Genomic DNA, 21,590 nt, shown 5'->3' on the forward strand with positions numbered 1-21,590 from the left:
CCTCGGGCCGGTGAGCGTTGCCCGCCCCCGCGCTCCGTCGCCGTATGAGCGCTGACGTGGTCGCGTGACCAGGCGGACTCGGCCTGCGCCGAGCCCGCCACGCCGGCTTCGCACGGGAGCCGGACCGGTGTCACGCCGTTAGCGCTGCAGTGTCAGCAGACCCGGGCGGTAGGGCCAGTGGCCGTACTCGCCACCGGAGTTGGGGCTGCGTCCCTGGTAGAGGAACTGCAGGTTGCAGGGATCGACGGTGAAGGTCTGATCGGCGGTGGTGCGGATCAGTTCGCCGTGGCTGATGTCGTTGGTCCAGGTGGCGCCGCTGTTGGCCTTGCCGGCGAAGGGGTTGCTCTCGGTCGCGGCCTGGGGTGTCCATGAGCCGTTCAGACTGGTGGCCGTGAACGAGCGGAAGTAGCGGCCCTGCGAGCCGATCGCCTCGACGATCATGAGGTAGCGGTTCTGGCCCTGGAGCTTGTAGACCTGCGGGGCTTCGAACAGGTTGTTCTTCGTGTCGCTCATGATCGTCGTGTAGTTCGAGCCGAAACTGCTCGGGAAGTTCCCGATCGGCATGCTGGCCCGGTAGATCTTGCCGTTGTCACCGGCGAAGAACAGGTACATGTTCTGGCCGTCGGCGATGAGCGTCTGGTCGATGGGGCCGGTGTCGGAGCCGGTGATGCTTCCGGAGAAGAGCACCTGCTGTGCGGACCAGCCGTTGGGATTGGAGGGGTCACTGGACGTCCGGTAGGAGAAGGCGCTCCCACCTCCCCACTGGTAGGCGAGCACCCAGATGTTCTTCGGCGCGAAGTAGAAGAGCGTGGGCGCCACGACGGAGTTCGACATCGTGTTCTGGCTGGCCGAGGCCATCTCCGGCCAGTTGCTGAACAGGCCGAAGTTCATCGAACCCCAGCCCGCTCCCGTTCCCGCGGCGCCGTGCGTCGTCGCATAGACGAGATGCTTGCCGTTGTAGGGGACGACGGTGAAGTCCTTGAGCGAGGCCCACCCGGCCTTGGGCTGCGCCAGCGTGCCCGTGGACGTCCAGCGGTAGGTCGACGGGAGATTGCACGAGCCGGGAGGGGTGCCGCCGACCTTGACGAGCTGCCACTGCTGGTTGGTGCCGCCCCAGTCGTCGTACTGGACGATGTTCGCGTTGTCGGCGGTGGAGCCACCCTGTACTTCGAGAGCCTTGTTGCTGTGGCGCGCGACGAACCTCACGTAGCCGTCCGAGCTGTCGGCCAGCCGCCACTGCTGGTTGGTGCTGTTCAGGTCGGTCCGCTGGACGATCGCGCCGCCGTTGGCGGTGGACCCGTTGTCGACGTCCAGCACCTTGCCGGAGTGGCGGGACTTGATGCGGTAGTTACCGCCGCCGGAGTCGACGAACTGCCACAGCTGCTGGTTCTGGTCGTTCCTGGTCCACTGGGTGATGCGGGCACCCTCGTTGGTCGCCAGGTTGTAGACGTCCAGGGCCTTGCCGCTGTTGCGGTTGACCAGCACGTACGAGGCGTTGGGGTCGACGGTCGCCGCGGCGGCGGGCTGGGCACCGAGGAAGGTGGCCACGAGCAGCAAGGGCGCAAGAACGGCGAGTATGCGTCTGGGGCGGACCGGGGACGGGTGGCGAAACCACATCAGAAGGCCTCCTTGGTGGCGGGGTGGGGCGACGCCGATGAACCGCGGAGCGGCCGTACCGGGGGCAGAGACAGTCTCGAAACTTTCGAAGACTCCTCCGAACCATTGACGCCACAAGTTAGGAATGTGGGGCCCTCCGGTCAAGGTCTGTCGCCGATCTGTCCACAAACAGCTCCTCCCGGCACTCCGGAAGCTCGCGATACGGCCCGCCATTCCAAGGCCCGAGCGGGAAAGGGGAGTTGAGTGCGCGGCATCTACCGCTCGGCGAGGTTCCGAAAGATTCGGGCGACGAACAGAAACTTTCTCTGCGGCGAGTATTGACGAGTCACCGTCAATCCCTCAATCATCCCTCTCTGAGTGACCGACCGTAGTTCGAGATTCCGAACGACGTCGCCGTGAGTACTTGCGCTGCACGGCAGATCCACGCACAGCTGCACCGCAGATCCGCGCACCGAGGCACATGCGCCACCTCGTTTCGTTCCGGTGAGGCTCGCACCAGCGCGTCCCGGCTGTTCGCGCAGTTGGAGAGGGACGCGACGTCGCGTGGCGATCCCCCGGCTGAGCCGCGATGGAGGGCCCCATGCCCATGTCGAGACACCGCCACCGCCCGCCGTACCTCACCCGACGGCCGACCGGCTGCCGTCTCGCGCCGACTGAGATCGTCCCGGTCCCATGACCGCGGTGCCCGGCGATCTCGTGCCGGCCAGGTGCCGGCTCACCCCGTCCCTCTGCCGGTTGGGAGCGGACGACGCATTCCCCTGCGCTCCAGTCCTTCCGTGATTTCTACCTTGGAGGCACAGCCATGGGCTCGTATGCCCTTCCCAGATCCCTTGTCCGCCGCAAGATCCGCGGCCTGCTGCTGGCGCTGCTCGCCGGCATCCTCGGCGTGGCCGCCGCACTGGTCGCGCCGCCGACCGCACACGCCGCCGAGAACACGCTCGGCGCCGCGGCGGCGCAGAGTGGCCGCTACTTCGGCACCGCCATCGCCTCGGGCAGGCTCGGCGACTCGGCGTACACGACGATCGCGGGCCGTGAGTTCAACTCGGTGACGGCCGAGAACGAGATGAAGATCGACGCCACCGAACCGCAGCGGGGCCAGTTCAACTTCACCGCTGGCGACCGCGTCTACAACTGGGCGGTGGCGAACGGCAAGCAGGTGCGCGGCCACACCCTCGCCTGGCACTCCCAGCAGCCCGGCTGGATGCAGAGCCTCAGCGGAAGCACGCTGCGCCAGGCGATGATCGGCCACATCAACGGCGTGATGGCCCACTACAAGGGCAAGATCGCCCAGTGGGACGTCGTGAACGAGGCCTTCGCCGACGGCAGTTCGGGAGCCCGGCGCGACTCCAACCTGCAACGCACGGGCAACGACTGGATCGAGGTCGCCTTCCGCGCCGCGCGCGCCGCCGACCCGGCCGCCAAGCTCTGCTACAACGACTACAACGTCGAGAACTGGACCTGGGCCAAGACCCAGGCCATGTACGCCATGGTCCGGGACTTCAAGCAGCGTGGCGTGCCGATCGACTGCGTCGGCTTCCAGTCGCACTTCAACAGCGGCAGCCCCTACAACAGCAACTTCCGCACCACCCTGCAGAACTTCGCCGCCCTCGGCGTCGACGTGGCCATCACCGAGCTCGACATCCAGGGCGCGTCGGCCACGACCTACGCCAACGTGACCAACGACTGCCTGGCCGTCCCGCGCTGTCTCGGCATCACCGTCTGGGGTGTGCGCGACACCGACTCCTGGCGACCGGGGGACACGCCGCTGCTGTTCAACGGCAACGGCAGCAAGAAGCCCGCCTACACCGCCGTTCTCAACGCACTCAACGGCGGTTCCACGACGCCTCCGTCGGAATCCGGACCGGTCAAGGGCGTCGGTTCGGGCCGCTGCCTGGACGTGCCCGGCACCAGTACCGCCGACGGCACCCAGCTCAACCTGTGGGACTGCGGCAACGGCAGCAACCAGCAGTGGACGTACACCGCCGCCGGCGAGCTCAGGGTCTACGGCAACAAGTGCCTGGACGCCGCCGGCACGGGCAACGGCACCAAAGTCCAGATCTACAGCTGCTGGGGCGGCGACAACCAGAAATGGCGCCTCAACTCCGACGGATCCATCGTCGGCGTCCAGTCCGGCCTCTGCCTGGATGCCGTCGCAAGCGGCACCGCCAACGGCACCCTGATCCAGCTCTACTCCTGCTCGAACGGCAGCAACCAACGCTGGACCCGCACCTGATGGGACCTGCCACAAAGAAGTGGGTGAATCGATGAAGACCTACGGTGCGGCTTCCTCCGCCCCTCCACCCAGACGTCGCTGGTGGTCCCGGGTCGCCGGCATGGTGGCGGCGACCCTGGCGATCGGCATGCTCGCCGTGGTGAATCCGGCGCCCGCCGCGGCGGCGACGGTGGACACCAATGCCTGGTACGTCCTGGTCAATCGCAACAGCGGCAAGGCGCTGGACGTCGCCGGCGCGGCCACCGCCGACGGCGCGCGGGCCGGCCAGTGGACGCGCAGCGACGGGACCAACCAGCAGTGGCAGTTCGTGGACTCCGGCGGCGGCTTCTACCGCCTCAAGGCCCGGCATTCGGGCAAGGTTCTCGACGTGGCCGGCGCCTCGACCGCAGACGGTGCCGCGATCCAGCAGTGGGCCGACCACAACGGGGCCAACCAGCAGTTCCGTCTGGCCGACTCCGACGGGGGTCACGTCCGGCTGATCAACCGCACCAGCAGCAAGGCGGTGGAGGTGCAGGGCGCCTCCACCGCCGACGGCGGCAACGTCGTCCAGTACTCCGACTGGGGCGGAGCCAACCAGCAATGGCAGATGATCAAACTGTCGTCCGGTGGCGGTGGCGGCGGATGCGGCAGCGCCCCGACTCTGGCGAGCGGTACGCACACCATTCAGAGCGGCGGCAAGAGCCGCAGCTTCATCCTCAGGGTTCCTGCCAACTACGACAACAGCCGCCCCTACCGGCTGATCTTCGCGTTCCACTGGCGGGGCGGAACCGCCGGCGACGTCGCCTCGGGCGGCACGAGCGGGAACGCCTGGTCCTACTACGGCCAACAGGAACAGTCGAACAACAGCGCGATCCTCGTCGCTCCCCAGGGCCTCGGCAACGGCTGGGCCAATGCGGGCGGTGAGGACATCACCTTCGTCGACGACATGATCCGGCGCATCGAGGGCGGCCTCTGTGTCAACCCGGCACAGCGTTTCGCCACCGGATTCAGCTGGGGCGGCGGTATGAGCTACGCACTCGCGTGCAGCCGGGCGGGCGCCTTCAGGGCCGTCGCGGTCATCTCCGGCGCTCAGATCAGCGGGTGCAGCGTCGGCAGCCAGCCCATCGCCTACTTCGGAATCCACGGCATCAGCGACAACGTCCTCAACATCGGGCAAGGACGGTCCCTGCGCGACACATTCGTCCGCAACAACGGCTGCACCTCCCAGAACCCGCGCGAGCCTGCGCAGGGCAGCCGAACGCACATCACCACCACCTACTCGGGCTGCCGTGCCGGATACCCGGTCCAATGGGCCGCGTTCGACGGAGGCCACATACCGGGTCCGGTCGACGGCTCCTCCGGCGAAAGCGGCGTCACCACCTGGACCAAAGCAGAGATCTGGAGGTTCTTCGCACAGTTCCAGTGGCAGGCCCGCACGCCCGCACCACGGGTGGAGCCAGGATGCCCCTGGCTCCACCGAAGCCTCCTGGAGGAGACGGCCGGCCCGGCCCGAACCTGGGATCGGTAGGAGTTCCGGCAGCGAGAGCCTCGCCGCATGGACCTGCAGAAGATGCTCGGGCTGTGGTGGACGGTGCCCGCTGGGCTGGCGTTGGTGGGTTACGCGTGTTCGCTGGCCGGGCTGACCCGGCCGCAGCGGGCGGTGTGGGTGACGGCTCGGGTCGTGGAGGTGCATCCGCCGGGACACGGTGAGTCGGGGCAGCACGGGATACCGGTGACGATCGTGTACCAGGACCCCGGCACCGGGCGGGAGTTCAGGTGTGCCGTCGTCGGCTCGCGTGATGACACAGCGCCGCTCAGGCATCACGCGCTCCTCGGCTCGGCTGCGAGCTCAGCGGTCGCCGACAGGGTGCGCAGTGCCGTACGGACGCGTGCGCGGTGGTCCATCATCACCGAGCGGGCGACCCCGTCGAGCACACCCCAGGCCGATGCCGCGTCCGGCAGTGCCGCGTCGCGGACGTCGCGCCCATGCAGCCGTACCCACAGGCGCCGCATGTAAGCGGCCCACGGGGTGCGCAGGTCCTGGGCGAGGGCGTTCAGCACGCCGCCGTCCGGGTCGGGGCGGGGGGAGACGGTCATCCTGCGGGCTCGCAGGACCGAAGCCTCCCGCTGCCAGCGGCTGTTGACGATGCGGTGTGCCGCCGTCGACCCCGCCGCGGAGGTCCCGGCGCCCAGCGGATCGAGGCCCACCGCGAGTCGGCCGCCGAGCACGACGGTGACGCGCAGACTCTCGTCGTACAGGCCCAGCGGGGCGCAGCTGCGGTCGACCTCCCGCCGGACGAGCTCCGGCACGGTCGGCAGGTGCTCGCGGTGGGTCGACGCCTGGAGCACGGAGAAGAGCCGTTCGAAGAGCGTGCGGTCGAACGGCGCGGGGAGTGTGGCGGTCGAGGCGCTCCGGCCGACCTCGGGGCGCGGGGGCACGCGGTGCGCGGTCAGTCCGAGGTGCGGGGGTACGTCGGCGCGGTCCCAGACGTCGGCCTGGTGCGCCGCCCACAGGGCTCGCCCGAGCAGGCTGCCCTGCCCGGCCCGGACCATGGCGGCGAAGGCCGGCGAACCAGCCCCCGCCGCACCGCAGGCCTCGAGAACCTCGGCCGCCAGGCCCGTGTCGGCGGCGCCCGGTACCCCTTCGCGTCCGTCCCACGCCGCTGCCAGCTCGGCGTCGAGCCGGGCGCGCCGCGCGGCGTCCGCCAGATGCTCCTTCAGCGCCTCCACTGTCCGTCCGCCGGAAGCGTCCACGACGTCTTCGAGCACCGCCCTCGCCACCGCGTCCGCCCCGGGCCCCGGCGGCCCGTGCTCGGTCGCCAGCTCGAAGCACCGCTGGAAATACAGGTCCTGGGGGTTGCCCGCCACGATCGCCAGTGCTCGGCGGGTCTTCTTCAGCAGCGTGAACCACCGTGCCGTCGCTTCCAGAACCGCACCAGACTCCCGTATCAGCGCGTCGAGTTGCTCCGCCTCCCGCGCGTCGAGGAAGTCGACGGCGAGCTCCGGACGCAGCGCGGGCCGGACGATCAGCGGCAGCACGATCAGCTTGACCGTCCGGGTCAGCGGCGCGCCACCGGGCCCGCTCAGCGCCTGGGGACCCGGCCCGAGGTCGCGCCAAGCCCTGTCGATGACCATGGCGCGCGGACGGCGCTCGCCGGTCGACGGCTCGCTCGGGGACGGCATGGGCCGAGCGTACGTCCTGGGGGAACTGGCGGTCGAACCTGGGATCGGTAGGCGCTGCCCGCCTCCTAACGTCCACACCACCAGGCAGAACGGACCGGAAGGGCAGGCACAGCATGGGAATCTTCGGCAAGGGCAAGGGCAAGGGCAAGGGCAAGGGCAAGGGCAAGGGCAAGGGCAAGAGCCGCGAGGAGAAGGCCGCCAAGATCGCGGAGCAGGTGGCTGGCGGCAAGGGTTTCTACGGCCGTATGACGCGCGCGACGCTCGGCGGCGAGGACTACGCCAAGCTCCAGCAGTCGATCGGCGCGTACAACTCCGGTGCCACCGTGCAGCAGTTGCTCGCCATGGGCGTACCGACGACCCCCGCCGTGGTCGTGACGATCGGCGACACCGGCAAGCTGGTCAACCACGACCCCGTCGTCGACCTGGTCCTCCAGCTGACCGGGGTCACCGCCGACCCGATCACGCTCCAGACCCTCGTTTCGAAACTGCGCATCCCCCGCGCCGGTGATCAGGTCCTACTCATCGCGGACCCCGCCAACCCCGGCGGCTACCTCTACGCGGGAGACGGAGTGACGCCGTGACGACACCGCCGTACGAAATGCTGGCGAACGACACCACCCGTTTGGTCCGTGGCTGGTCCGGGACGGATGCATTCTTGGAGCTCGGACAGGGACGCGACGTGTCACTTTGATGATGGAGAGTGGCTTCCGTGGCGGGTTGCCTGGAGTCCGACGAAGCCTCCAGGCAACCGACGTGTAGCTCTAGAAGAACCCAAGCTTCTTCGGACTGTAGGAAACAAGAAGGTTCTTCGTCTGCTGGTAGTGCTCCAGCATCATCTTGTGGTTCTCCCGTCCGATGCCGGACTGCTTGTAGCCGCCGAACGCCGCGTGGGCCGGGTACGCGTGATAGCAGTTCGTCCACACCCGGCCCGCCTGGATCGAACGTCCCGCGCGATACGCCGTGTTGATGTCCCGCGTCCACACTCCGGCCCCGAGTCCGTAGAGCGTGTCGTTGGCGATCTTGATGGCGTCGTCGAAGTCCGTGAACGACGTGACGGACACGACGGGACCGAAGATCTCCTCCTGGAAGATCCGCATCCGGTTGTCGCCCTGGAAGATCGTCGGCTGGACGTAGTAGCCGCCCGCCAGCTCGCCGTCGTACTCGATACGGTGACCGCCCGTCAGTACCTTGGCACCTTCTTGCTGGCCGATGTCCAGGTAGGAGAGGATCTTCTCCAACTGGTCGTTGGAGGCCTGGGCGCCGATCATCGTCTCGGTGTCGAGCGGATGGCCGGGCTTGATCAGCTCGGTGCGGGCGACCGCCGCGTCGAGGAACTCGTCGTAGTGACCCTGCTGGACGAGCGCCCGGGACGGACAGGTGCACACCTCGCCCTGGTTGAGCGCGAACATCGTGAAACCTTCGAGCGCCTTGTCCCGGAAGTCGTCGTCCTGCGCCCACACGTCGTCGAAGAAGATGTTCGGCGACTTGCCGCCGAGCTCCAGCGTGACCGGCTTGATGTTCTCGGAGGCGTACTGCATGATCAGCCGCCCCGTCGTGGTCTCGCCGGTGAACGCGACCTTCGCGACCCGCGGGCTGGACGCCAGGGGCTTGCCCGCCTCGACGCCGAAGCCGTTGACGATGTTGACGACACCCGGCGGCAGCAGGTCCGCCACCAGACTCATCCAGTAGTGGATGGACGCCGGGGTCTGCTCGGCGGGTTTGATGACGACGGCGTTGCCCGCCGCGAGCGCCGGTGCCAACTTCCACACCGCCATCAGGATTGGGAAGTTCCACGGGATGATCTGCGCCACGACACCCAGCGGCTCGTGGAAGTGATACGCCACCGTGTCGTCGTCGATCTCGCCGAGCGACCCCTCCTGCGCACGGATCGCTCCGGCGAAGTAGCGGAAGTGGTCAATGGCGAGGGGGATGTCGGCGGCCAGGGTCTCCCGGACCGGCTTGCCGTTCTCCCAGGTCTCCGCGACCGCGAGCTGCTCCAGGTTCGCCTCCATCCGGTCGGCGACCTTGAGGAGGATGTCGGCCCGCGCGGTCACCGAGGTGCGGCCCCAGGCAGGGGCGGCGGCGTGCGCCGCGTCCAGCGCGCGCTCCACGTCCGCGGCCGTTCCTCGCGCAATCTCCGTGAACGGCTGCCCGTTCACCGGACTCGGGTTCTCGAAGTACTGCCCCCGGGCGGGCTCCACGTACTCTCCGCCGATGAAGTGGTCGTACCGAGACTGGTAGGAGACGATCGCGCCGTCGGTGCCGGGCGCTGCGTATCGGGTCATGTGCTCTGCCTCCCGAGAAAGTGCCGCCCGCCGTTGGACAGCTCTCGCCGCGAGGGTAGGGACGGAGAGGTTGCAGGTACGTTGCGTGGCAGCCGTGCGGGCTGTGTGGCTGAAAGTGAGCCGACCGAGCCGGGATGAGGCGCCTGCCCTTGGCCGTCAGCGTCGTGCCCGCCTGGCGGATGCGGACTGTTCGGCCTCCAGCTCGGCCAGTCGCGCCCGTACCGGAGCCGTCGGACGGGTGATGGCCAGCGCTCTCCACACGGCGAGGTCGTCCTCGCCCCACGAGGCCTGTACCCAGTCCGCCAGCAGATCGGGATCACGGCCCGAGACGAGGGCCGCACGCAGTCCGTCGGCCAGCCGTCTGCGCAGCCGCACCACCGCCGGGGCCTGCGATCCGGGCAGCAACGGACCCGCGTACGCGGCCACGGCAGCCGTGACCGCGCCGACGCCGAGTCTGCGCTCCACGACCGCGACATCGGACTCGACCGGAACCGCGAGCCGGTAGGGCCGCGAGCCCAGCACCCCCGGCCCGAGGAGGCGACGCAAGCGTGCCAGTTCGGCGCGCAGCGTCACCGGTGTCACCGATTCGTCCTCGTACAGTGCGCACAGCAGCTCGTCGCCGGTCAGGCCGTCAGGACGCCGGGACAGCAGCACCAGGAGCTCGCTGTGTCTGCGGCTCAGACGCAGCTTGCGGCCACTCGCCACGAGCAGCGCCTCGTCCCGGCCCAGCGCCGTGAGCTGCAGGGCGTCGGTGGCGGCCGGCGCCGGAGTGAGCAGCGCCAGCTGGGACTCCGCCGCGCGCGCCACGGCCTGCACGAAACCCAGACTGTGCGGATGCGCGAGCCCGTCCCCGCCGGTGATGTCTACGGCGCCGAGCAGCCGGCCCGTGCGCGGATCGTGCACCGGAGCCGCCGCGCACGTCCACGGCTGCACGCGTCGGATGAAGTGCTCCGCGGCGAACACCTGCACCGGCCGGTCGAGCGCGACCGCCGTACCCGGAGCGTTCGTGCCCATCGCCGACTCCGCCCACCGGGCGCCCGGCACGAAGTTCATGCCGTCCGCCTTCTGCCGCGTGCCGGGGTGGCCCTCCACCCACAGGAGGCGGCCCTGCGCGTCGCACACCGCGAGGAGATGCTCGCCGTCCGAAGCGAATGTGCCCATGAGTTCCCGGAAGAGCGGCATGACCCGGGCCAACGGGTGTTCCGCCCGGTACGACCCCAGGTCTCCGTCGGTGAGCTCGACATACGCGGAACCTTCCGGCCCGACCCCCGCCCGTGCCGAGCGCCGCCACGAGTCCGCCACGACGGGCCGCACCGGCCGCGGCACCGTGCCCACCTCGGTGAACGTCTCATGGGCGCGGCGCAGGACGCGCACCCGCTCGACGGGATCCGCACCCGGATTCAGGGCCACCCATGGATCGGTCAACTCGGCCTCCCTGTGGGCGTTGAGACTGGACGCGACGCGGCTGGGGACATCGTCACTCTCATGGCCGACGCGGACAAGCGTTGCCGCCCCTCCGACCTGATCCGACCCGGCCATGGCCCGACCCGATCCAGGACGGTCCGGCCTCGCTGAAGACCCGTGGTGCTTTCGGGGACTCGCCCACCGCACGCACCGCACGCACCTCGCCCACCCCCCTTGCACTTCTGGACTTCCAACGGTCAGGCGGAGTTGACCAGTCTCATGTAGCGCGTCCAGTCCCAGTCGGGGCCCGGGTCGGTGTGGTCACTGCCGGGCACTTCGTAGTGGGCGAGGATGTGCGAGCGGTCCCTGGGGACCGCGTACCTGGCGCAGATCGCCGCGGTGAGCCTCGCCGACTCCTCGTACAGGGCCTTGGTGAAATACGCGGGCCTGTCCACCCAGCCCTCGTGCTCGATTCCGATGCTGCGGGTGTTGTAGTCCCAGTTGCCCGCGTGCCAGGCGACGTCGCGCTCGCGCACCATCTGCGCGATGTGGCCGTCGGCGGACCTGACCACGTAGTGCGCGGACACCTGCTTCCTCGGGTTCTGGAAGATGGCGAGGGTGTTCGAGTAGGTCGCCTGCGTCACATGGATGATCACGAAGTCGACGGGGTGGCTCGTCGGGCGGTCGGCCACCGTGTAGTTGGACTTGCTCGCAGGGGACCACTCGGCCCGCGGGTGGTCGAGCCCCTGGGGTTTGGCGCCCGCCCGGGTGCTGGGGAGTAAGGCGGTGGAGAGCGTGGCGAGGGCCGCACTCTGGAGCAGACGCCGCCTGCTGGGCAGGGAGGCGGGCAGGTACGTGGCTCGGTCCATGAGGTACCTCTCGGGGTGGGCGGGCAGATGTGACGTGCGACGGGACTCGACGGAATGCGAGGCGCGAAGGGTGGGGCAGGGGTTCGAACCCTTGGGTGGGCACGGTTCGAACCGTGGAGACAGGGTTCAACGCCCCAGGGCGGTGGCCGTTTCGCGCATCCGGGCATGCGGTCCCCGGTGCGCCTCCCACTCGGACATCCGTCCCTCGGGGATCTTGTCCCCGCAGGTGTGGTCGGTGTCGCGGACGTCGGCGCGCGAGCAGGCAACAGTCTTCCCCGGCATGTGCATCCCCCGAATCTCTGTGCTTCCTCGGACGCCTCCGCCGGCCTGACGAGGGCGTCTCGCGTGCATCACGGTACGGGTCGGGCCGGTTGCGGAGGGATCACCGGCCCAGGGCCGTGGACAGTGTCTCGACTGTGGACAACTCGGTCACCCGTAAGGGGGATCGAAGCATCGTGCGCAGCACGCGAGGCAGGTGAGAGGCAAGCCGGAGGCCGCCGGGAAGTCGCCAGGAATCCGGGGCACGGCACGGACGACGAGGCCGCCGAGACGGAACTGCCGACGCGCGTGCCCGTCAGGTGAGCGGACGCTGAACCACGCACCCCTCACGGGCCGGGCGGGTGTGACGGCCCCACGCGCCCGGCCGCGGACGAGGCAGCTGTGCCTACGCCCCGCCCCTGACCGCCGCCGGATCATCGAGCACGGCCCGCACGACGGAATGCGCCGCGCCCAGCAGCGGGCCCTCCGGGCCGAGCCGGGAGACCGACACCGAGCAGGCGGGCCCCGCCGTCCTGCGGGCCAACTCCCGTTCGAGCGAAGGCAGCAGCCAGGGTGCGAGCCCGGACAGGGCGCCGCCCAGCACGACGGTTTCCGGGTCCAGCAGATTGACCGCACCGGTCAGCGCGATGCCCAGCGCGGTACCGGCGTCACGCAAGGCTCGCCGCACGTCCTTGTCGCCCTGCGAGGCGCGCTCGGCCAACAGCCCGACACGGTCCTCGCCGCATTCCAGACCGGCCGCACGCAGCACGGCCTCCTCGCCCGCGTACTGCTCCAGACAGCCACGTCCGCCACAGGCACACGCGGGCCCCTCGGGCCGTACCGGCACATGTCCCAACTCGCCCGCGAAGCCACGGGTTCCACGCAACAGCCGCCCGTCCACGACCACCGCCCCGCCGATGCCGATCTCAGCGGAGACGTGCAGGAAGTCGCGCGGTGCCGCCTCGTTGAGCCAGAGTTCGGCCAGCCCGCCGAAGTTCGCCTCGTTGTCGACGGTCAGGGGGAGTCCGTCCGGCAGGAGCGTCCCGAGGTCCGTGTCGTGCCATCCGAGGTTGGGGGCTCGCACCACGGTCCGGGTGTCGCGTGCCACCAGGCCGGGCACGGCGACGGCCAGACCCGCAGGCCACAGCCCCTCGCGCTCCGTCTCGGCGACGACCTTCCGTACCAGCTCGGACAGTTCCCTCAGGACCGGCTCGGGCGCACGGCCGCGGTTGGTGCCGTGCCGCACCGCTCGTGCGCGCACCTCCCCGCGCAGATCGACCGCGCACACGGCGAGATGGTCGACGCCCACCTCCGCACCGATTCCCGTCGGGCCGCGTCCGCTGAGGGCCAGCGCCGAGCCGGGCCGGCCCACCCGTCCCGGCCGCTCGGGGCCCAGTTCCTCGAGCAGCCCCGAGCGGACCAGTTCGTCCACAAGCGTCGAAACGGCCGCCCTGGTCAGTCCGATGCGTGAGGCGACGGCCGCACGGGACAGCGGCCCGTCGGCGTTCACCGTGTGCATCACTCGCGAGAGGTTGCGGCGGCGCATGCCCTGCTGCGTGTCGGGCAGCCGTCGGCCGGGACTGCTGGGATGGGCTTCGTGAAGCGGTGCGGTCATGCCTGAGTCAGTCCTCGTCCGGCCGGTCCCCTCAGGGCCGCCCTGTCCGTGCGGGCGCCTCGGAGAGCCGGTGACCACCCGGCCCCGCTCCCCGCAGGCGAAGCCGTCAGCGCTGATCAGCCCCCCGCTCCAGCAGTGCGGCCGCGTCGGAGAGTACCCCGGTGATTTGTGCGAGCGCCGCCTCGTCCCGCTCCACGGCCTCCAGTACCGGCCCGCGTGCCGTGTCCCAGCGCCGGGCCACCGCCGCCGGATCCTCGCCGGTCAGCACGCCCGCGGCCTGTGCGGCGGCGCCGAGTGCCACCAGCTCCCTGGCCTCGGGCACCTGGACGGGACGCCCGGACAGCCGTCGTACGGTCTGCTGCCAGGCGGTTCCCCGGGCGCCCCCGCCGATGAGCAGGAGGGGCGCCGAACGGTTCGCGTCCTCGTCCAGAACCAGGTCGAGGGCGCCGAGCAGGGAGTGGACCGCCCCGTCGTACGCGGCCTGGAGCAGCTGCCCCCGCGTGGTGTCGTGCCGCAGCCCGTGCAGCAGGCCCGAGGCGTGCGGCAGGTCGGGGGTGCGCTCGCCGTCCAGGTAGGGGAGCAGAGTCACGCCCGTGCCCGGCTCGACGGCCTCGCGGTCGATGCCGACCAGCGCGGCGACGCGGTCCACCGCGAGGGTGCAGTTCAGGGTGCAGGCCAGCGGCAGCCAGTCGCCCCGCGCGTCCGCGAAACCCGCCACGGTGCCGGTGGGGTCCGCGGACCGTTGCGTGGACACGGCGTACACGGTGCCGGACGTGCCGAGGCTGAGCACCGCGGTGCCGGGGCGCAGGCCGAGGCCCAGCGCGGCGGCGGCGTTGTCTCCGGTGCCGGGCGCAACCAGCGTGCCCTTGGAGAAGGGCAGGTCCTCGGAACCGCGCACGGTTCCCACGACCTCACCGGGCCGCGCCACCCGGGGCAGCAGAGCCGGATCGAGCCCCACATGGCCGAGGACCTCCTCGTCGTACGCCTCCGTGCCGGACGCCCACCAGCCCGTTCCGGAGGCGTCGCCCCGGTCGGTCGTACCCAGTCCGGTGAGACGCTCGGTGAGGTAGTCGTGGGGCAGTCGCACAGAAGCGGTCGCACGGACGGACTCGGGCTCGTGCTCGGCGAGCCACGCCCATTTGGTGACCGTGAAGGACGGGCCGGGCACACTTCCGCTGCGCTCGGCCCACGCTTTCGGACCGCCCAGCTCCTCCACGAGGCGACGGGCCTGCGGAGCCGACCGGACGTCGTTCCACAACAGCGCGGGCCGCACCGGCGCGCCCTGGGCGTCGAGAGTGACGAGCCCGTGCTGCTGACCGCCGACGGACACCGCCGCGGCCTCGCGTGCCGCGTCCCCGCACTGGTGCAGCGCCTCGCGCAGCGCGTCCCACCACTGCCGAGGATCGCTCTCACGACCCGCACCGGAGGACACCGTGTGCGGCGCCTGGCCGCTTGCCACCACCGCGCCGGTGGCCACGTCCACGACCAGGGCCTTGGTGGACTGGGTGGACGTGTCCACGCCGACGACGAGCGGACCCTCGGCTGCTGACATCGGGCTCTCCCTCTTCCGCGGCTCCGCGGCATCTGACCTGGTGTTTTCGGAGCCTGTCCAGGCCGGTGACGGCCCGAATCCAGCTTCCGTCCCTGTGCGGGGACATCTTGTCCCTTCCCAGAGATGCCTCCGCATACTAATTTGTTAAGTGCCATGACGAAATAGTCGGAGCAAGCTGAGGAGCCGCGGCATGAACTACCAGCCCACCCCCGAGGACAGGTTCACCTTCGGCCTGTGGACCGTCGGCTGGCAGGGAAGGGACCCGTTCGGCGACGCCACCCGGGCCGCCCTGGACCCGGTCGAGTCCGTGCAGCGCCTGTCGGAACTCGGCGCCTACGGAGTGACCTTCCACGACGACGACCTGATTCCCTTCGGGGCCTCGGACACCGAGCGCGAGTCCCACATCAAGCGTTTCCGGCAGGCACTCGACACGACCGGCATGACCGTGCCGATGGCCACCACCAACCTCTTCACACACCCCGTCTTCAAGGACGGCGCCTTCACCGCCAACGACCGGGACGTACGTCGCTACGCCCTGCGCAAGACGATCCGCAACATCGATCTTGCGGTGGAACTGGGCGCGGAGGTCTACGTCGCGTGGGGCGGACGTGAGGGCGCCGAGTCCGGCGCCGCGAAGGACGTACGGGTCGCACTCGACCGTATGAAGGAGGCCTTCGACCTCCTCGGCGAGTACGTGACGTCCCAGGGCTACGACCTGCGCTTCGCGATCGAGCCGAAGCCGAACGAGCCGCGCGGCGACATCCTCCTGCCGACGGTCGGTCACGCGCTGGCCTTCATCGAGCGCCTGGAGCGGCCGGAGCTGTACGGGGTCAACCCCGAGGTGGGCCACGAGCAGATGGCCGGGCTGAACTTCCCGCACGGCATCGCCCAGGCCCTGTGGGCGGGGAAGCTCTTCCACATCGACCTCAACGGCCAGTCCGGCATCAAGTACGACCAGGACCTGCGCTTCGGAGCGGGCGACCTGCGCTCGGCCTTCTGGCTGGTCGACCTCCTGGAGTCGGCCGGTTACGCGGGCCCCAAGCACTTCGACTTCAAGCCGCCGCGGACCGAGGACTACGACGGTGTGTGGGCCTCGGCCGCGGGCTGCATGCGCAACTACCTGATCCTGCGCGAGCGGGCCGCGGCCTTCCGCGGCGACCCGGAGGTCCAGGAGGCGCTGCGCGCTTCGCGTCTGGACGAACTGGCGCAGCCGACCGCCTCCGACGGTCTCCAGGCGCTGCTGGCGGACCGTGCGGCCTTCGAGGACTTCGACGCCGAGGCGGCCGCCGCGCGCGGGATGGCGTTCGAGTATCTCGACCAGCTGGCCATGGACCACCTGCTGGGTGCCCGCGGCTGACTCGGCGCGAGGGCGGGGAGCAACCCTTGCGCGGCAGCTTCCGGAACCATGCGGTCCACGCCATGAGTCCGCAGCAAGTTCCGCGCAGGGGTCGCTTCGTGACCGGTTCGAGGCGACTCTGGACGGTATGGCCACGCCGCCCTTACCGCCCCAGCCTCCTCGGCCGCCGGACAACACACCGCCCTACGGCGGGGGTGGGTACGGTCCTCCGCCGGAAGGCTTCGGACCGCTGCCCGAGGGCTACGGCCCTCCACCTGCGGTCGGTCCACCCGGGCACGGCGGGGGAGGATGGCAGCCGCCACCGCCACCGCCACCGCCCCCGCCACCCGGATCACCGGGCGGCTCGGGGCGGCGCCGCAGGATGCTCCTGCTCCTGCTGACCGTGGTCGTGGCGGTCGGCGCCGCCTCCGCGGTCGTGCTGGCGGCCACGGGTGGTGACGGCTCTTCGGACAAGAAGCAGCCCTCGGAGAGCAGTTCCACCACGGGGCGGTCGCCGTCACCCTCACTGAGCATTCCGTCGCAGTTGCCGACCGAACTGCCCTCCTCGCCCTCCCTGCCCACGGGAGTGCCGTCCGACCTGCCCAGTGGCCTGGAGTCGCTCCTACCGTCCCTGGCCGGCGACGAAGTGCCGTACTACATGCTGCGAACCGGTGACTGTTTCGACATCGACGACACCCGGCCCGGCCAGGCGATGAAGCGTCGGTGCGGAGAGGAACACGACGCCGAGGTGGTGAAGGTGGCCGAGCTGGAAGGCGCGTACACGACCGATGCCGCCCTCAAGAAGGCGGCGTCGGACCTCTGCCGGAAACCCTTGGACACCAAGGCGGCCGAGCAGCCCGCCGACACCGTGCGCGGCACCCTGGTCCAGTACCCCGATCCCACAGGATTCGAGGTCGGCATCGACAAGGTCGCCTGCAGCCTGGCGGCGGACTCCGGCGAGGGCGACCGCAAGCTCACCAAACCACTGAAGTGAACCGCTCCTCCGTCGCCGCCACCGATTCCGTTCCTGCACGCAACGGAGTACGACAATGGTGAACGCCGCGCGTCGAACGCCCGCCGGGCACGGGCGCCGCCCCGCGTGCCCGGCGGGCCGGTGTCACTCCCGCCCCTCGGCCAGGGCCAGCGCTGTCGCCGGGTCCTGGGAGGCGGGGCCGACGGGAGCCCACCGGCCCCGCTCCTTGCGGTACGGCCACCAGCGGCCGTCCTGCCCCAGCCGCAGCTGTGCCCGTCCTCCGACCACGGTCCAGCGGCCGCGGGCCGGGCGCAGGGCGGGCCGCTCGTCGTCCTCCCAGGCCGACTCCAGAGCGGCACGCGCGCGTGCGAGTGTTTCCGCCTCCGCGGGCAGGTCTTCCTCGAGTACGTCGAGTGCGGGCGCACCGCCGTACTCCCAGGCCCGGACGGCCAGCGCCAGGCCTTCGCGGTCACGCCCCGATCCCTCCGCGAGCCGGGCGGCCACCGGTGCCTCGGGTGCGCCCGAGGCCAGCCGCACGGCATCCTGCGCGGGCGTCGGCTCGGCCTCCACCGCACGCTGCCCGTGGCCCGCCCCGAGCGCATCGGCGAGCAGCCGGTGCGCCTCACGGGCGGCCTGCGCCGCCAGGAAGCCGAGCGCGGCCGGATCGACGCCGGGCGCCGGAGCGGTCTCCGTGTCCAGCGAGGGCGGCAGACCCGGCTCCGGGGGCACGGCGGGTTCCCCCGGCAGCGGCGGCAGGATTTCTCCCGCCGCGTAGGCCTCCACGGCGTCCACGCCCTCGTGCGTCTCCTGCCGCACCGCGGGGGTCGCCGACCGAGGAACGCTGCGGGTCTGCAAGGCGTCGAGGAGCTCGCGCTCGCCGCGGCCACGCAGGAGGAGCAGCACGAACGGATCCTGGTCCAGCAACCGCGCCACCTGGTAGCACAGGGCCGCGGTGTGACCGCAGTGGTCCCACGCGCCGCAGTCGCACTCCGCCTCCAGGTCGCCGAGGCCCGGCAGGAGTTCGACACCGGCGGTCGCGGCGTCCTCGACCAGGTGCGGCGGCATCTCACGGTCGAGCAGTGCCGCGATGTGCCCCGCCCGCTCGGCTGCCATGTCCAGGAACCGGTCCCACTGCTCCTGCGAGAGTTCCTGCAGCAGGACGTCCGCGCGGCGCGCGGTGCGGTCGCGGTCCTGGATCACCGCGGTGACGCGCCCCGGGCGGACCGACACGGCGCCCACGGCGCCCGCCCGCGCGAGCCGACGGCCCGCCTTCAGCTGCGCCGAGTCCAGCGCGGCGTCCTCCAGTGCCCTGAGCCAGGCCTGCCCCCACCAGGTCTGCGCGAAGCCCCGGCCGTGCGCGGGCGGCAGGGCGGCGAACGTACGCTCCTGAGTGTTCTCGTAAGGCTCGCTCATCGGGCGCCTCCTCGCAGTTCCACCAGGTCGGCCAGTTGGGCGTCGGACAGTTCGGTGAGGGCCGACTCCCCGGATCCGAGGACCGAGTCCGCCAACTCCCGTTTGCGCAGCAGCATGTCCGCGATGCGGTCCTCGATCGTCCCCTCGGTGATCAGCCGGTGCACCTGGACCGGCCGGGTCTGGCCGATGCGGTACGCGCGGTCGGTGGCCTGGGCCTCGACGGCGGGGTTCCACCAGCGGTCGTAGTGCACGACGTGCTCGGCCCGCGTGAGGTTCAGGCCCGTGCCCGCGGCCTTCAACGACAGCAGGAAGACGGGCACTTCTCCGTTCTGGAAGCGCTCCACCATGGCCTCGCGCTCGGGCACCGGCGTACCCCCGTGCAGGAACTGAGAGTGCACACCGCGCGCGCTCAGATGGCGTTCGATCAGGCGCGCCATCCGCACGTACTGCGTGAAGACCAGAACGCACGCCCCTTCGGACAGGATGGTGTCGAGCAGCTCGTCCAGCAGCTCCAGCTTTCCGGAGCGCCCGGCGATCTTCGGCCGCTCCTCCTTGAGGTACTGCGCCGGGTGGTTGCAGATCTGCTTGAGCCCGGTGAGGAGCTTCACGATGAGTCCGCGCCGCGCCATGCTGTCGGCGCCGGAGATCTCCGCGAGGGTCTCGCGGACCACGGCCTCGTACAGGCCCGCCTGCTCCTTGGAGAGGGACACGGCGCGGTCGGTCTCGGTCTTCGGCGGCAGCTCCGGTGCGATGCCGGGGTCGGATTTGCGGCGGCGCAGGAGGAACGGCCGCACGAGCCGGGCGAGTCGGTCCGCCGCCCCCGGGTCCTGCCCGCCCTCGACAGCCTTCGCGTACTGGTTGCGGAACGTCCCGAGCCGGCCCAGCAGGCCCGGTGTCGTCCAGTCGAGGATCGCCCACAGTTCGGAGAGGTTGTTCTCCACCGGAGTTCCGGTGAGCGCCACGCGCGCGCGTGCGTTGATGGTCCGCAGCTGCCGGGCCGTGTCCGAGTACGGGTTCTTCACGTGCTGTGCCTCGTCGGCCACGACCATGCCCCACGGTGTGTCCGCCAGCCGTGCCGTGTCGAGCCGCATGGTGCCGTAGGTCGTGAGGACGAACTCGCCGGCGGCGAGCCCTTCCAGGCTCCGTCGCGAGCCGTGGAAGCGGCGCACAGGAGTACCGGGAGCGAACCTCTCGATCTCGCGCTGCCAGTTGCCCATGAGGGACGTCGGACAGACGACGAGTGTGGGGCCCGCGGCGGACTCGTCGGTCTGCCGGTGCAGGTGCAGTGCGATGAGCGTGATCGTCTTGCCCAGACCCATGTCGTCCGCGAGACAGCCGCCCAGACCCAGGGACGTCATACGGGCCAGCCAGTTGAGCCCGCGGAGCTGGTAGTCGCGCAGGGTCGCGGCCAGCGCGGGCGGCTGCCCGACCGGCTCCTGGTCCTCCGGGGCCGACAGATGGTCCCGCAGTGTCGCCAGCCAGCCCGTGGGCCGCACGTCGACCCTGCGGCCGTCGACCTCCGTCGAGCCCGTGAGAACGGCGCTCAGCGCGTCGACGGGTGTCAGCTTGTGGTCCTGCTGGGCGCGGGCACGGCGCACCTCCTGCGGATCGACCAGCACCCACTGGTCGCGCAGCCTGACCATGGGCCGGTTGGCCTCGGCGAGCTGGTCGATCTCCTGGCGCGTCAGTTGCTGGTCGCCCAGCGCGAACCACCAGCTGAAGGACAGCAGGGCGTCGGCCGAAAGGAAGGAGGGCGTGTCCGAAGCCGTCGCGCTCGCACTCCGCTCGTCGTCCGGCGGTCCGATGACCGCGCGGGCCGTCAGCTTGTGTGCCAGTTCCCTGGGCCAGTGCACCTCCACACCGGCGGCCGCGAGTGCTCGTGCCCCCTCGCCCAGGAGTTCGGTGACTTCCTCGTCGGCGAGTTCGACCGCGTCGGGCACGGTCGCCGACAGCAGGGGAGTCAGCGGGGACCAGGCCCGAGCGGCACGACGCAACGCGAGCAGGGCGTCCATCCGCGCGCGCGGGCCGAACGCCGTGCTCGAACCACCCCACACCTCGGCCGCGTCCGCCAGCAGGGCGGGGTCGCTGACGCTGTGCAGTTGCAGCACCGCTCGGAACGGCAGGCGGGTCTCGTCGGACACGGCCGACGCGAGACCCGGCACCTCGACGCGCAGCGAGATCCGTACGCCCGCGTCGTGCCCGGCCGCGACATCGGCGGCCCACGCACGGTGCTCGGGCACGTGCTGCGGTTCCGGTGCGGCGAAGGCCGGGCCGCCCGCGGCGAGCGCCGCGGCGGGGGAGCGGGGCAGGGTGTCGGCGACCGCGTCGAGGAAGGCGCGCAGCAGCCGCTCGGGCTCGGGCAGCCGCAGTGGCTCGGTCTCGTTGAGGGGCACCGCGTGGGCGTGCGGAGGCATCGCGGCGGCCAGCTCACGGATCCGCTCCAGGTCCTGCGCGCCCAAGGGGCCGGTGCGCCACGCGTCGTGGTCGCCGGCGCTCAGGCCGGGCAACAGGAGCCCGCGCGCGGCGAGTTGGAGCGCCAGCACGGCCGCGGCACCCCAGAAGGCGGTCGTGCCGTGGGTTCCCGATGCGGCACGCGCGCGCGTGAGGACCGGGAGTGCCGTCCGGATCGGCAGGAGGACGGCCCGCACGCTCACCAGCTCGACACCGCTCGTGGCGGGAAGGACGACCGACAGTTCCTCGACAGAACCCGAGCCGACCGCCGGGGGCTCTTCGCCGTCGGGCTGCCAGAAAGCGACGCAGCCTGTCCGGGCCGGGTCGGAGGGGACGAATACGGCTCGGCAGCGGGCGAGTTCGGAGATCTCGGAGGGGGTGGGGGCAGGAATCCTCTGCACAGCGATGACTGTGTTCCTCAA

Annotated in this window: 15 protein-coding genes; 5 read left to right on the forward strand and 10 right to left on the reverse strand. The window is 70.8% G+C overall.

Features of this window, described 5'->3' with window-relative positions; genetic code table 11:
* Nucleotides 1–138: 138 nt before the first annotated feature.
* On the reverse strand, nucleotides 139–1,617 hold the full coding sequence (locus O1Q96_RS16775) for a non-reducing end alpha-L-arabinofuranosidase family hydrolase (RefSeq protein WP_269248937.1): 1,479 nt from the start codon (nucleotides 1,615–1,617) through the stop codon (nucleotides 139–141).
* Between the two features lie 802 nt (nucleotides 1,618–2,419).
* On the opposite strand from O1Q96_RS16775, the gene O1Q96_RS16780 reads away from it, so the two are divergent.
* Together O1Q96_RS16780 and O1Q96_RS16785 are read left to right on the forward strand one after the other, a co-directional pair.
* On the forward strand, nucleotides 2,420–3,850 hold the full coding sequence (locus tag O1Q96_RS16780; RefSeq protein WP_269248938.1) for an endo-1,4-beta-xylanase: 1,431 nt from the start codon (nucleotides 2,420–2,422) through the stop codon (nucleotides 3,848–3,850).
* 100 nt (nucleotides 3,851–3,950) lie between these two features.
* Nucleotides 3,951–5,357, forward strand: coding sequence for an RICIN domain-containing protein (locus O1Q96_RS16785; protein WP_269253620.1), 1,407 nt, complete (start codon nucleotides 3,951–3,953; stop codon nucleotides 5,355–5,357).
* Nucleotides 5,358–5,650: 293 nt separating this feature from the next.
* Here the strand turns inward: O1Q96_RS16785 and O1Q96_RS16790 are convergent, their stop codons facing one another.
* On the reverse strand, nucleotides 5,651–7,012 hold the full coding sequence (locus O1Q96_RS16790; RefSeq protein WP_269248939.1) for a hypothetical protein: 1,362 nt from the start codon (nucleotides 7,010–7,012) through the stop codon (nucleotides 5,651–5,653).
* Between the two features lie 113 nt (nucleotides 7,013–7,125).
* On the opposite strand from O1Q96_RS16790, the gene O1Q96_RS16795 reads away from it, so the two are divergent.
* A complete protein-coding gene (locus O1Q96_RS16795; RefSeq protein ID WP_269248940.1) occupies nucleotides 7,126–7,593 on the forward strand; it encodes a hypothetical protein in 468 nt (155 codons plus the stop codon).
* A 180-nt stretch (nucleotides 7,594–7,773) separates the two neighbouring features.
* Here the strand turns inward: O1Q96_RS16795 and exaC are convergent, their stop codons facing one another.
* The 6 genes from exaC to xylB all read right to left on the reverse strand — a co-directional run bounded on the left by exaC (nucleotide 7,774) and on the right by xylB (nucleotide 14,995).
* Complete coding sequence (gene exaC, locus O1Q96_RS16800) at nucleotides 7,774–9,297, reverse strand: acetaldehyde dehydrogenase ExaC (RefSeq protein ID WP_269248941.1); 1,524 nt, start codon at nucleotides 9,295–9,297, stop codon at nucleotides 7,774–7,776.
* 156 nt (nucleotides 9,298–9,453) lie between these two features.
* The gene (locus tag O1Q96_RS16805) at nucleotides 9,454–10,722 is read right to left on the reverse strand and encodes a GAF domain-containing protein (protein ID WP_269248942.1); all 1,269 of its coding nucleotides are present in this window, start codon (nucleotides 10,720–10,722) and stop codon (nucleotides 9,454–9,456) included.
* A gap of 236 nt (nucleotides 10,723–10,958) precedes the next feature.
* Entirely contained in the window at nucleotides 10,959–11,570 is a 612-nt protein-coding gene (locus O1Q96_RS16810) for an N-acetylmuramoyl-L-alanine amidase (RefSeq protein ID WP_269248943.1), read from the reverse strand.
* A gap of 126 nt (nucleotides 11,571–11,696) precedes the next feature.
* Entirely contained in the window at nucleotides 11,697–11,852 is a 156-nt protein-coding gene (locus tag O1Q96_RS16815) for a hypothetical protein (protein WP_269248944.1), read from the reverse strand.
* A gap of 382 nt (nucleotides 11,853–12,234) precedes the next feature.
* Nucleotides 12,235–13,443, reverse strand: a complete 1,209-nt coding sequence (locus O1Q96_RS16820) for an ROK family transcriptional regulator (RefSeq protein WP_269248945.1) — start codon at nucleotides 13,441–13,443, stop codon at nucleotides 12,235–12,237.
* Nucleotides 13,444–13,549: 106 nt separating this feature from the next.
* Nucleotides 13,550–14,995 (reverse strand): xylulokinase, encoded by a 1,446-nt coding sequence (gene xylB / locus O1Q96_RS16825; protein ID WP_269248946.1) that lies wholly within the window; start codon nucleotides 14,993–14,995, stop codon nucleotides 13,550–13,552.
* Nucleotides 14,996–15,185: 190 nt separating this feature from the next.
* On the opposite strand from xylB, the gene xylA reads away from it, so the two are divergent.
* Together xylA and O1Q96_RS16835 are read left to right on the forward strand one after the other, a co-directional pair.
* Nucleotides 15,186–16,352, forward strand: a complete 1,167-nt coding sequence (xylA, locus tag O1Q96_RS16830) for a xylose isomerase (protein ID WP_269248947.1) — start codon at nucleotides 15,186–15,188, stop codon at nucleotides 16,350–16,352.
* A gap of 361 nt (nucleotides 16,353–16,713) precedes the next feature.
* A complete protein-coding gene (locus O1Q96_RS16835) occupies nucleotides 16,714–17,325 on the forward strand; it encodes a hypothetical protein (protein ID WP_269248948.1) in 612 nt (203 codons plus the stop codon).
* Nucleotides 17,326–17,448: 123 nt separating this feature from the next.
* Here the strand turns inward: O1Q96_RS16835 and O1Q96_RS16840 are convergent, their stop codons facing one another.
* Together O1Q96_RS16840 and O1Q96_RS16845 are read right to left on the reverse strand one after the other, a co-directional pair.
* Nucleotides 17,449–18,717 carry an SWF or SNF family helicase gene (locus O1Q96_RS16840; protein ID WP_269248949.1) on the reverse strand — a complete coding sequence of 423 codons (1,269 nt, stop codon included), beginning with the start codon at nucleotides 18,715–18,717 and terminating at the stop codon, nucleotides 17,449–17,451.
* Nucleotides 18,714–21,569 carry a DEAD/DEAH box helicase gene (locus O1Q96_RS16845; protein WP_269248950.1) on the reverse strand — a complete coding sequence of 952 codons (2,856 nt, stop codon included), beginning with the start codon at nucleotides 21,567–21,569 and terminating at the stop codon, nucleotides 18,714–18,716. Before O1Q96_RS16845 ends, O1Q96_RS16840 begins: the two co-directional genes overlap by 4 nt.
* Between the last annotated feature and the right edge of the window lie 21 nt (nucleotides 21,570–21,590).

This window comes from Streptomyces aurantiacus (assembly GCF_027107535.1).
Lineage (GTDB): Bacteria > Actinomycetota > Actinomycetes > Streptomycetales > Streptomycetaceae > Streptomyces.

What these genes read in the sequence shown, in the direction of transcription:
- O1Q96_RS16775 (WP_269248937.1), bottom strand. Translation starts at nt 1,617, where the DNA reads ATGTGGTTTCGCCACCCGTCCCCGGTCCGCCCCAGACGCATACTCGCC.
- O1Q96_RS16780 (WP_269248938.1), top strand. Translation starts at nt 2,420, where the DNA reads ATGGGCTCGTATGCCCTTCCCAGATCCCTTGTCCGCCGCAAGATCCGC.
- O1Q96_RS16785 (WP_269253620.1), top strand. Translation starts at nt 3,951, where the DNA reads ATGGTGGCGGCGACCCTGGCGATCGGCATGCTCGCCGTGGTGAATCCG.
- O1Q96_RS16790 (WP_269248939.1), bottom strand. Translation starts at nt 7,012, where the DNA reads ATGCCGTCCCCGAGCGAGCCGTCGACCGGCGAGCGCCGTCCGCGCGCC.
- O1Q96_RS16795 (WP_269248940.1), top strand. Translation starts at nt 7,126, where the DNA reads ATGGGAATCTTCGGCAAGGGCAAGGGCAAGGGCAAGGGCAAGGGCAAG.
- exaC (WP_269248941.1), bottom strand. Translation starts at nt 9,297, where the DNA reads ATGACCCGATACGCAGCGCCCGGCACCGACGGCGCGATCGTCTCCTAC.
- O1Q96_RS16810 (WP_269248943.1), bottom strand. Translation starts at nt 11,570, where the DNA reads ATGGACCGAGCCACGTACCTGCCCGCCTCCCTGCCCAGCAGGCGGCGT.
- O1Q96_RS16815 (WP_269248944.1), bottom strand. Translation starts at nt 11,852, where the DNA reads ATGCCGGGGAAGACTGTTGCCTGCTCGCGCGCCGACGTCCGCGACACC.
- O1Q96_RS16820 (WP_269248945.1), bottom strand. Translation starts at nt 13,443, where the DNA reads ATGACCGCACCGCTTCACGAAGCCCATCCCAGCAGTCCCGGCCGACGG.
- xylB (WP_269248946.1), bottom strand. Translation starts at nt 14,995, where the DNA reads ATGTCAGCAGCCGAGGGTCCGCTCGTCGTCGGCGTGGACACGTCCACC.
- xylA (WP_269248947.1), top strand. Translation starts at nt 15,186, where the DNA reads ATGAACTACCAGCCCACCCCCGAGGACAGGTTCACCTTCGGCCTGTGG.
- O1Q96_RS16835 (WP_269248948.1), top strand. Translation starts at nt 16,714, where the DNA reads ATGCTCCTGCTCCTGCTGACCGTGGTCGTGGCGGTCGGCGCCGCCTCC.
- O1Q96_RS16840 (WP_269248949.1), bottom strand. Translation starts at nt 18,717, where the DNA reads ATGAGCGAGCCTTACGAGAACACTCAGGAGCGTACGTTCGCCGCCCTG.